Origin of the sequence: Endozoicomonas sp. (assembly GCF_051008435.1) — a bacterium.
Lineage (GTDB): Bacteria > Pseudomonadota > Gammaproteobacteria > Pseudomonadales > Endozoicomonadaceae > Endozoicomonas_A.
The window spans coordinates 1-9,882 of sequence record NZ_JBPCXO010000016.1; the positions used below are offsets into that span (position 1 = coordinate 1).

The following is a 9,882-nucleotide window of genomic DNA, read 5'->3' on the forward strand; positions in this document are numbered from 1 at the left end:
GCCAAGCGAAAGGCAAGAGGCTATAAGAAACCGCACTTTAAAATTATGGTTTATTTACTGACTGGCAAGCTGAATTTCACCCGAGTGAATGAATCCTGCTTACCCACTTGAAATTCAAAAGAGCCACAACATGATCTACACCGGAGGAGTTCGCGATGGGGAGTGGACACTGGAAGCCCTTGACTGGAATACCGGCTCTGAAAAGTTTCACTGGATTCTGGGAGACAACAAATACAACACCAACTTCGCCCCTCTGGCCATTGACCCGGAAGGACGTATCACCTATGGCACTACATGGGGCCGTGTCCGCCTGAACCCTAAGCCCTGAAGGGCAAACACAGTACTCAGGCAACTTAGCCTGAGTATGTTTCTCACGGTTCTTTCAAAAGACTCTTCAAAAAACTCATATACCCGTTACCATTGTAGATGTGAGTAGAGCTTTCATCCCTCATCCGCCAAGTGTATTTTTCCTTTATCACAGGCTCCCTGATAGAGCTTGCCTCTCTCAAGAACAAATATAAAATCAGATCGGTCTGAACCTTTGGGCTCCACATAAAAAGGAATCCCTTCAACACCTATACTGATTTGGCTTGAACTGGAGGGGTCGGGCCCAACAACAGGCTTTAACTTTAGAAGTTCCAGATCAACTCCTCCAAAAGTTTTCAGGTCATACTTATATATTTCCGCATCAAATTGCAACTTCCTGTCAGTATCCAGCAACTTAAACGGGGCCAGCGACTTCAGACTTCTCCTTTGAGCCAGCTTGACTTCCCAACTAAAATATAAACTCTCTTCTTTGGACACCCAATACGGAAGCTGGATCAAACACGCCTCTCCCTGCAAACACCAGTGCTTCTCGGCTATCCGATCCATAAAACACTGGACTGACTGAACATCTTTAAGTCGCTCGATCATGTTCTCTTGGAGCACAAGGCCATATAACACTTTATAAACCTCTATTCCGGCCGTGTAATTACCTTTCCGAATCATTCCGACATAAGCCAGTAATGTGTCCAGTGCATCCTGGTTGCCCAGCGCAGGGAAAGCCTGAATGAGTTCCAGATGAATATGCAGCCGTTCTACCGATAAATTGCTGAAACGAATCTTGCTGACAATGGTGAATTTTTTGTGCAGATTATTTTCTTCAGAAACCTCTTCGTTCAATAGTGAAACCCACTGTCTTTTATTTCCATAATCTTCAAGCTGAGTCAGGTATTTTCTGGTACGAGAATTCAGATCCAGGCCAATACAAAGTATGCGAAGGTTATCGAACGAGAGCGTATTACAGAATGCCAGGTCAGATGATACGTAGCTGCCAGTTTTTGAAACCATCCATACAGATTCAGGCCCGGAATCAATATCGGATTGCGGCTCTGTGTCCACAATAAGTTCTGATACTGGGTTTGTGAAGCTTAACGGGAGTGCTGTGATGGCTTCATCCATCGTTCCTGTCAGGTGGGTGACATGCTGACTCTGCCACTGCGCTTGCTTTTGCCAATGCGGTGTTAGAAGGTTTCCACTGTTAAAAGACAACCAGTGGGCTCGAGACCACCGGTTGTCGAACTCAGGCACAAGCATTACGTGCCCAGGCCTTTTAAATTCAACCAGTGTTTTCGTGCCAACCATTTTACAGTTCACCACTTCATCATCGCTGTAATTATTTTCCAGACTAGACGCCCGACAAAAATACCGGGCATCTACTTCCAACAAACGATCACTGCCAAAAAAATTTGATTTACCAACTCTCAGGTTGATAAGAAAATTATACTCCATGTTGAGTTCTCTAACGAATTCAGGCTTTATGACAACGTCTGACCATCCCCGCTTGGGGGTCAACGATGTTAACTCATCTTCCCAGTCCATACTGTGCATGAGCCCAAACCACCTCATTCGGTTGGCGTTTTGAGACCAGTAGTTAACACAGCCATTTATACCTGAGTCCGTACACACTGTCATATAGAAACGCATGAACTCAATGTGCTCTCTTTGATCTTCGCTGCAGGCACCAAACTGTTTCACACAGGTTTGATAAGTACTATCGAAAATCTGTATTTGTGTTTTTAATTCGAACAGTACCAGCGGCTTGTAAGTCTTTGACCTTTTGGACTTATTTACATCCTCATAAATAATGGAACCTAATGGGACTCCCTGATTCAAGGCCAGAGCCAGTAACATATTGGCTTTATTGTATTCTCTCTTATTCTGGAAGTGCTTCAATAACTCTGTCAGCCTCTGATAGCGAGCAAACAGCTTGTCGGGAATGGGCTGATTAATGGATAGCAGCATGCGCCATTGCAAGAGTGAAAAAGCAGTAACTACAATGCCCGCCATAATCTGATTATTACAATAGCCTGTGATACCGGAAGGACAAATCAGTTGAAAGCCCAGATGATTCAAAAAGGTAATCATTACTAAACTAGTCCAACGATGTTCGCGAGCAGGATTCCACAACACAGTTTCAGGTTCATCTTTCACAACCTCTCCCAACTGTCTGACAAAAAGCCATGAAACCGGCCGCCTGATGCCTGTCTTATGGTCCCCAAGGTTCAGCTCATCAATTTTGATAAGACGATGGCCTGTTGAGACCAGATACTGATAGGGCAGACGTACCCCGGGATTGGCTGCACCATAAATTTTCCCTGGTATAAACCGTAAGGCTCTCTGACTGTCAACATCGGACATCACCTTCTTCCAGACATTACCCCGGGTCCATATCAACAGGTCATACTGGCTGGAGACATTTTCAGGAACCAATGCTTCAACACCGGTTGATTCTGTTAAAACAGGTTTATTGATCACCCGGCTTCGATCATCACTTACTATGAAATCACGGGCCTCATACTCCAGCAAGCCACTTAAGTTTGCCTGTCCAGCAGGATAAACAGGAGAAAGGCCCAGAGTATGCTGACCCGCCTTCTGACTCACCATTGACAATTGCTGTTGAAAATAAACCTGATGAATACCGCTGAGATACCAGATCGGATTTTTTTTAACCTGATTCATGACCCACTTGATACAACGGTCATGCACTACTTTGGCGGGTTTCCCTAGCGGCACACCACACCAGTGAATCATCTGGCTCAGAATATCCATCCCCCGGGCATGAGCCCGTTTTCGCTGCTCCTCATCCAGATGGTGTACCGCCTTACGGGACATCCTCATCAGAATTTCCATAAAATAGTCATTCTTCAGGTTATACACAGGCTGCCTGTCTGCTTTGAGATCTATCTCCTGAACAAATCCCGAGATCCCAAATACCAGCCCTTCTCTTTCAACAGGCCAGTCCTTTTTATACAACACCTGATCGCCATCTTTCTGATAGACAGCAAAGACCGGTAGCGCGGTATGCGTCGAATGCAAAAGGCCGGAGTGCATCAGTAATTGGGCTGCAGCCTCTTCCTCCTCAACCAGTAATTCACAGGCAGAAGAAAAACTATGCCTTACTCCCTTCTGCCGACAGTTCAACCTCTCTTCATCTCCTGCCTCTTCTGAAGAGTCGTCGTTATCATTCGCTTCGCTGGACGAAAAATACCAGTAGGTATAGCCTCCCCCCAGTAACATCAGGGTCGTTCCTATTGCTACTTTCGTAATGGTGCGCAGAGGCGAGTAGGCGCTTCTCATTGTGGATTTTGTGACGCCTGATGATCTTCCAAGAATATGTTTACCCGGTTTAGAGACTGATCGTGACTTTCCTGAAAACCCTAAGATTTTTTTTGCGGCCTTGTATTTTTCTTTCCCTTGTTTGGCAAGCCATTTAAAGAATTTATTAAGGGGACCATCTTTACAGCATGCTTTTTTTGTTACTTTAACAGCGGCTGCAGTGGTCACTACATTACGCTTTCTGGGAATTGAGGCCCCGGGCTGTTCGTGATGGTCAGGCTCTTTCTCAGTCCCCTCTCTTCTACTGGCTGAAGCTCTGTCACTATCTGAAGATCGTTGGCGCCCCCTGCGAGGCCGATGTCGAGATTGAGATTGAGATTGAGATTGAGGCACTGCCGAGGGAAAAGATGGCTGTGTTGGCGAAAGAGTGGTTGTTGGCCCCCCCCCCTGATCACCGCCCGATGTACTTGAGTCTGAACCAGCCTGTACGGTGCTATCAGGGACTACTTCTTCATGTTTTAGTTCTGGACCTTCAGGATCTTCATTTACTCCGGGAGGATCATTCACTGATCTTTCCTCATCCGCTTGCTCAGTATCCTGCGTAACAGCGACTGTCTGAGCCTCAGCTTCTTGCGGACTATCCGGTTCGGGAGAAACAAGTCTATCTTCTTCATTCAAAGGCTGTTGACTTGCCTCTGGGTCCAAATCTGCACCAGGAACTATTGGATCAGGATAAACATTCAACTTTTTATGACCTTCTCCACTCAAAACTAAAGGAATCACTTCTGGCTGTGGAGAATCAGAGGAAGAGTATCCAGAAAAGGTCTGTGCATCTGCCTCATGCTCCTGTGCATCTGCCTCATGCTCCTGTGCATCTGCATCTACATCTGCCTCATGCTCCTGTGCATCTGCATCTGCATCTGCCTCATGCTCCTGTGCATCTGCATCATGCTCCTGTGCATCTGCATCTGCCTCATGCTCCTGTGCATCTGCCTCATGCTCCTGTGCATCTGCCTCATGCTCCTGTGCATCTGCCTCATGCTCCTGTGCATCTGCCTCATGCTCCTGTGCATCTGCATCTGCCTCAAGAGATACCTCATCGCTTCCCCTCTCGTTCTCTTCTAAGGGCAGATTGGTATTCGGGCTGGATGAATCAACCGAGTGCTCAACATTGACTAAACCCAAAGTAGAAGTATCAGGAATCATGTCCACACCGGCAAGTGGTGACTCCGGATTCAGAGAAGGGGGAGTCACCATAGGGGTTGAAACCACTTCGTCTGCCACACCATCATTTGAGTTCTGAGTACTGAGCCCACTGCCTAATTCTTCTGCTACCTTCTCTGGCTCATTAGCAACCTCCTCCTGAGAATGAACGCCACTCTCTTCTGTATGATCAGGCTGCAATCCAACCGTGGTTGAGACTGTATCTACCTGAAGCCCTGCCACAAAGTTCCCGAAAGAATACAGTGGAGCTGTACTTACTGCTGGTTGAGTGGTTGCCGGATTGAACGGTGGGTTGAACGGTGGATTGAACGGTGGGTTGAACGGTGGGTTGAACGGTGGATTGAACGGTGGATTGAACGGTGGAGCTTGGAACTGAGTGACTGAAAGAGGGAAGTGAGTTAAAGGTATCTGTGTAGCAGTTGCCATTGGATTCCATAGTGGAGCCTGATTGACTGAGGGATAGCCCACTGGCTGCTGATACCCATAAGTCATCAGCTGAGGCGATCCTCCAGCAAAAGCAACATCAGGAGGCACTCCCATATTACCATGAGCTGAAAACGGACCCGGTATATTGGAATACATTGGATAGACTGCCTGCATGTACGCTGGCTGACCGGGGTAAACTCCATACATCTGTGCCGGGTGATATTGCTGCTGTGGGTAATGCATCTCTGGAGGATGCATCTCTGGAGGATGCATCTGACCGCCACCATGAACCACTTGAAAGTTTTGGGCCAGCTGCTGAGGCTGTGATTGTTGATATAATAAATATTGATTTAGAAGATTAAAACATGCTTCAGAACCTGTTGGCATGAAATAAACGTCAGCACTGTTGGGCTGAGGTATGGTTATACCACTGTCTTCTATACACCAACGTCCTGATGTCAGCATGTAAGAGGCATGACCAGAAAGAATTCCCTCGTTTTTCAACAAGTCTTCATCATAAAGCTCATAAAGTTTTTCCAACTGTTTTATTGCTGCTTCACTCTCCCCTCCAATGCCCAGAAAAGCCAAAAACAGAAAGACCTGAAAGAAAGACCGGGTTCTGACACCATTGAGCATATAACCATCCGGATATGAAACAGTTTTTATTCGGATTTAAACTCAGTCAATATTAGTACTAAGCCGATCTTCCACAGACTTTTTTTCAACCAGGCATCAACCCCCAATAAGGTCATTTCATTTATTTTTCAGAAAAAAAGCTTTGCCGTGAAAGAGATTCGTAAAGATTAAGTCGATTGTCTTTATTTGTATTCTGAGTAGCTTATCTCTGACGTATAATAGAAAAACGATAGTACTTTTATTGCCGTCTGTAATAACAACAAATACAACACCAACTTTGCACCCATTGCTATCGATCCGGAAGGTCGTCTGACCTACGACAGCACCTGGGGACGAGTTCGCCTGAATCCTGAAAGCTGAATACTGCCATCAACCCGGGGACAACGAGTCCCTGGGGTCACAAGATGAGAAAAGTAATGATATTAGAAGTCGCCATCCTGGATGTAAAACCAGGACAGGAAGCCGAGTTTGAACAGGCCTTTGCCCAGGCGCAGCACATCATAGCCAGCATGAAAGGTTACCTCTCCCATCAACTACAGAAATGTCAGGAGAAGGACAGCCGTTATTTGCTTTTGGTGAACTGGGAAACACTGCAAGATCACACCGAGGGTTTCAGAGGTTCAAAAGAGTATCAGAATTGGAAACAACTGCTGCACCACTTTTATGAACCCTTTCCGGAGGTCGAACACTACAGCAAAATAATGGGGTCATAATTTCGCAACTCCTACAGCCTCTCAAAATCACCACAATAGGATCAGAGGGGCTGATTCCCCTTCAGTCAGAGTCTGACTTTACCTACACTCAAAATAATAGAAGTAATAAATTTTAAATTTATTTTTATTGTTATATTTCAGTAATTTATATCTATTTTTTATCGAAGTAATAGGAGTTGATGTCGATCTTTACGGTCGATAGATTATAAAGCGTCACTCAGGACAGATGATCAGTTAACCCAACGTCAGACAAGAATAACAAGGTAGGCGACTATGGCTAACGCACCGACTATGGCTAACGCACCGACAATGGATCTTTCCTATCTGGAAAAACCCACCAACAACGACCTTAAACACATCGATGGCGATCTTGGTTTGCCCATCATTGGCAAAACCATTCCCCTGGTCAATGATTTCTATAATCTGGTTGATGAACATTACAAAAAATACGGTCCTGTCTCCAAACTGGGACAAATCGGCCAGAATGTTCTGCTCTGTGTCGGTGCTGATATCAATAAACAGATACTGCTGGATACTGACAAAAATTTTTCCACTGCCAAGGGCTATGAAGCCACCCTGGGGCAATTCTACGATGGCGGTCTGCTACTCCAGGACTTTGACCAGCATAAATCACAACGACGCATGTTTCAGACCGCATTCAAGTTCGACACCATGCAGCATTATACCAGTACATTGAATCAGACCATCAAGGAAAGTATTGAACAATGGGACACAATGGACGACTTCCGTTTTTTCCCCAATATCAAAGAAACCTTGCTGGATGTTGGAGCTCAGCTATTTATTGGCATCACTGATTTTAAAGGTGACGAAGCCAAACGGATGTCTAATTTTTTCATCGAGATCGCTGACGGCCTGATCGGAGTGGTACGGGTTGACTCTCCTCTGCTTCCCTTCACCAAGTGGCGAAAAGGTAAACAGGCTAAACGTTACATGCAGCGCTATCTGATCGGTAAGATCGAAGAACGACGCAACGGTGATGGTAAGGACATGTTTAGCCTGATCTGCCGTGAAACCGATGAGGACGGCAACTATTTCAGCGATGAAGCCATTGCCAACCACATTAACTTCCTGTTGTTTGGCGCTCATGACACCACTACCTCCAACTTAAACTACATCATGCAGCACCTGGCCCAGAATAAAGACATTCAGGAAAGAGCCCGTCAGCAGTCACTGGACATTGGCAAGGAAACGCTGGACTTCAAAGACCTGAAGGGAATGACCGAGCTGGATAATATCCAGAACGAAGCTCTTCGATTGCACCCGGCTGTAATGATGTATACCCGCAGAACCATCAGGGACTGTGAAATTGGTGGCGTACATGTACCGGCCAATACAGTTTTGAATATCCCTCCCCAATACACTCACATGATGGCCGAACACTGGGATAATCCGGAAAAGTTTGATCCGGATCGTTTCTCTCCTGAGCGGGCCGAGCATAAACGACATTCACACCAGTTTGTCCCTTTTGGCGGGGGGGCGCACAAATGCATCGGCATGAACTTTGCCCAGATGCTGGTGAAATGCTTTATGCACCAGATGCTGCTCAAGTACGACTGGGACGTACCCGCAGGATACAACCCTGAACATCAGGCATTTCCATTGCCCAAACAACAGGACGATCTGCCATTGGTTCTTAAAAGAAGACAATAAATAACGAAAACTCTGTCTTATAAGTCAGTACTTTTTATCTGACTTATAAGACAAACTGTGATTGCCTTACTACTCTATACTGCCCTGATACGGTCTACTACTGCTCGCTGGTTCTGTAACGGGCACTCTTCAGAATAAGTAGTTTCCCCCCTGAATAAGCAGTAAAGCAGATATCATAATAGAAAACCACCTCGCAAAAAGAATCAGGCCAATGTCATCAAAAAGAGAACCTGTTTTTTATCTGGATCTATACCCATCGCCTTCTGCTGTGCGTCCAGCATTCAGCGTGAGTGATCTGCGAATATTTTTGGCAGAGTCGGCCGTATTCAGCGGTAACCATCGCTCAGCAACACGCCCTCAAAGTTTTCCAGGTAAGATTCAATGACGTTACCGGAACGACTGGAAGCAAAGATAAAGGCCATCTCATCCTGGTCACCATAAAAACACCAGAAGTACCCCTTCTGCATCTTGCCTTTGCTTTTTCGCCCGGTTTTTCCCGGTGTCTCGTCCAGAGCCAGAACGTTGCTTTCCAGGCAGCTGTTTAATATCTCATCCGCAATCGGCTTGTGCCGGACGACGTCTCTCTGGTATTTCAGGATGACATGACTGCCGGGACGTTGCGCCAGCCGATGGGTGTATTTGTGGTCGATGACCTCATACTGGTCAGCGTCCTCTCCCTGCAGCTCAGGAGCAGGAAGGTGATTCATGATGTCTTTCTCGTGCGTTGATGACAGGAGAAAGACTGGCAGCTGGGGGAACCGTAAAGCGCTCACTGTCTAGGTGCATTTCTGAGAAGCCCGCTTCTTCAAGGATTCTAAAGTTACTGCTAAACAAAGGGCTCTTAATTTTACTTCCCCCTAACATATCTGGTAATAAGCCAATTGTAACCCACGCAGATCGTTCAGTGCTTTCCCTGGCATTGATGGAACTTGAGCAGCGGAGGGAAAACTATATACAGGGATAGCAGATGCAAATGCACCTGAATCAAAATGTAAAGCAGTGAACCTAGCTGAAGAAAGCAAGTTTGCTGTTACAGTGTTTAAGCTTGCCACTTGGAGTGAAGTCGTTAGTTGTGTATATAAGAAAAAAATTCCATTTCTTGTTTTAATAAGATAAGCAATATTATTATTATAATTTGGCTGGCTTGAATTATAAAATTCAATAACTTGTACATGCTGTATTTCAATATTCAATTGAACACTATTTTCAACAACTGGCTGATTGTTTAAGCAGCTAAGATGAAGTTTATTATCGATTTGTCCATAGGGGATATAACCGGTAATTGAAATTTTTTGATCGACCTGTTTATCATTATCTCTATATATAAATGAATTTTTATTTGAAGAATCAACTTTTGTTAACTCAGCCTGTAAAGCGCCAATAGACAAGATTAATGTGACAAATAAAAGACTTCTCATACTATGCCCCTATATTTTTTAAAAAGTATATAGATATAGACGATTTTTTCTGATTCAGGCTGGATTCAAGCAATTGGGCGGCTTTTTTATGGTTACTGCATTTTCAAACGAGTCATCCAATAGCACCATCAAAAACTATATCCCTCTAGGGAACCAATTCAAAAATTCATCATCTAACACGTCTTACCATAAGG

6 protein-coding genes are annotated in these 9,882 nt (G+C 45.2%); 3 read left to right on the forward strand and 3 right to left on the reverse strand.

The features are described from left to right. The first annotated feature begins 130 nt into the window (after window positions 1-130). A complete protein-coding gene (locus ACR2PX_RS00610) occupies window positions 131-328 on the forward strand; it encodes a hypothetical protein (RefSeq protein ID WP_433997431.1) in 198 nt (65 codons plus the stop codon). Between the two features lie 113 nt (window positions 329-441). Here ACR2PX_RS00610 and ACR2PX_RS00615 read toward each other — a convergent pair whose 3' ends face one another. After that, the gene (locus tag ACR2PX_RS00615) at window positions 442-5,886 is read right to left on the reverse strand and encodes a hypothetical protein (protein WP_433997432.1); all 5,445 of its coding nucleotides are present in this window, start codon (window positions 5,884-5,886) and stop codon (window positions 442-444) included. Between the two features lie 404 nt (window positions 5,887-6,290). Here ACR2PX_RS00615 and ACR2PX_RS00620 point away from each other — a divergent pair, with 404 nt between their 5' ends. Together ACR2PX_RS00620 and ACR2PX_RS00625 are read left to right on the forward strand one after the other, a co-directional pair. Continuing rightward, window positions 6,291-6,599, forward strand: a complete 309-nt coding sequence (locus ACR2PX_RS00620) for an antibiotic biosynthesis monooxygenase family protein (RefSeq protein ID WP_433997433.1) — start codon at window positions 6,291-6,293, stop codon at window positions 6,597-6,599. Between the two features lie 273 nt (window positions 6,600-6,872). Further along, entirely contained in the window at window positions 6,873-8,270 is a 1,398-nt protein-coding gene (locus tag ACR2PX_RS00625; RefSeq protein ID WP_433997434.1) for a cytochrome P450, read from the forward strand. Between the two features lie 326 nt (window positions 8,271-8,596). On the opposite strand, the gene ACR2PX_RS00630 is transcribed toward ACR2PX_RS00625, so the two are convergent. Next, the gene (locus ACR2PX_RS00630) at window positions 8,597-8,977 is read right to left on the reverse strand and encodes an IS66 family transposase (RefSeq protein WP_433997435.1); all 381 of its coding nucleotides are present in this window, start codon (window positions 8,975-8,977) and stop codon (window positions 8,597-8,599) included. A 150-nt stretch (window positions 8,978-9,127) separates the two neighbouring features. Further along, complete coding sequence (locus ACR2PX_RS00635) at window positions 9,128-9,688, reverse strand: hypothetical protein (RefSeq protein WP_433997436.1); 561 nt, start codon at window positions 9,686-9,688, stop codon at window positions 9,128-9,130. Between the last annotated feature and the right edge of the window lie 194 nt (window positions 9,689-9,882).

What these genes read in the sequence shown, in the direction of transcription:
- ACR2PX_RS00620 (WP_433997433.1), top strand. Translation starts at nt 6,291, where the DNA reads ATGAGAAAAGTAATGATATTAGAAGTCGCCATCCTGGATGTAAAACCA.
- ACR2PX_RS00630 (WP_433997435.1), bottom strand. Translation starts at nt 8,977, where the DNA reads ATGAATCACCTTCCTGCTCCTGAGCTGCAGGGAGAGGACGCTGACCAG.
- ACR2PX_RS00615 (WP_433997432.1), bottom strand. Translation starts at nt 5,886, where the DNA reads ATGCTCAATGGTGTCAGAACCCGGTCTTTCTTTCAGGTCTTTCTGTTT.
- ACR2PX_RS00610 (WP_433997431.1), top strand. Translation starts at nt 131, where the DNA reads ATGATCTACACCGGAGGAGTTCGCGATGGGGAGTGGACACTGGAAGCC.
- ACR2PX_RS00625 (WP_433997434.1), top strand. Translation starts at nt 6,873, where the DNA reads ATGGCTAACGCACCGACTATGGCTAACGCACCGACAATGGATCTTTCC.
- ACR2PX_RS00635 (WP_433997436.1), bottom strand. Translation starts at nt 9,688, where the DNA reads ATGAGAAGTCTTTTATTTGTCACATTAATCTTGTCTATTGGCGCTTTA.